Genomic DNA, 1,111 nt, shown 5'->3' on the forward strand with positions numbered 1-1,111 from the left:
CGTTCCAGACGGCTCTATTCTGACATCCTGCCCTGCTTCTCCCGCAAGCAGCATCGGGAGTCCTTCGAGGTCTTCCTCGACCTGCTGTTGGATGGTTCTGGCAGACCGCTGCCGGAACGGGCCACCGTCAAGTCCCCCTCGGCCCTCAGCCGCTTTCTCAACCATGCAGGCTGGAACACCCGGCACCTCTGCCGGGTGTTGCGTCAGCACGCCCTAAAGACCGCGCAGGACTGGTGGCGAGCGTCACCCCATCAGCGTCCCCGGCTGGAACTGCTGGTGGACCTGACGAGCTTGGAAAAGACCGGCCAGTTCACTGAACTGGCCGATTGGGTCCACACCTACCACGGCGTCCGGGGGGTCCACCTGGTCGTGCTGTACCTGTGCTGCGGGGAGCTGCGGCTCCCCTGGGCTTTTCAAATCTGGCGAGGGAAGGGCACGGCGTCCCCAGCCCAGCTCGCCCTGAAGTTGTTCCGGACCGTCCCGGCCACGTTACTGAAGGGCAACCGTCGACCCCGTCTGCATGCAGACGGGGGCTTCGAGAGTGCCGAGTTCATTCGGGGTGTCCTCGCCTGTGGCCTAGACATCGTGGTCGGGGTGCGCTGCACTCGGAAACTGGAGGGGGGACGGCAGGTGCGTGACCTGATGGTGCGCGGCAGCCTGGTCAAGCCCACAGGGCTTGACCAGACCATGTGCGTCTCCTGGGTGTGGCTCTACCGGAACAAGGAGCCAGAACAACGGTTCGTGATGTCGAATCTCGACCTGGGCGGCCAGTACCTCGCCCGGGTAGGCAAGCGTCGGTGGCGCATTGAAGCCTTCTTGAAAACGGTCAAGGGACGCTTCGGGCTCGAACGCTTCGCCCAGCACAGCAAACAGGGGGTCATGCGCTGGTGGTGCCTCTCTGGGACGGCTTTCCTGCTCTGTCATCTCCAGAACCTCGATCTGCCCGAGAGGGGAGCAGGCACCTGGCCCGATTGGGGCGAGCTAGCGAGAACCGTCCGGTTCTCGTTCGTCCCCGAAGTGCGTCGTCAAGCACTCCAACTGGAGCTGGACGCGCTCCACGCCTTCCAGCACGCACTTCTCGCCTCTTCAACCTAAACTGCAAGATGTCAGT

The 1,111-nt window shown here is 63.6% G+C and carries 1 protein-coding gene; it reads left to right on the forward strand.

Going from position 1 to position 1,111, the window contains the following annotated elements; translation table 11 throughout:
- The coding region (locus GO986_RS22400) for a transposase (protein WP_157461742.1) at nt 1-1,095 on the forward strand (1,095 nt) is incomplete at its 5' end.
- Nucleotides 1,096-1,111: the final 16 nt, after the last annotated feature.

Source organism: Deinococcus arboris (genome assembly GCF_009755355.1).
Lineage (GTDB): Bacteria > Deinococcota > Deinococci > Deinococcales > Deinococcaceae > Deinococcus > Deinococcus betulae.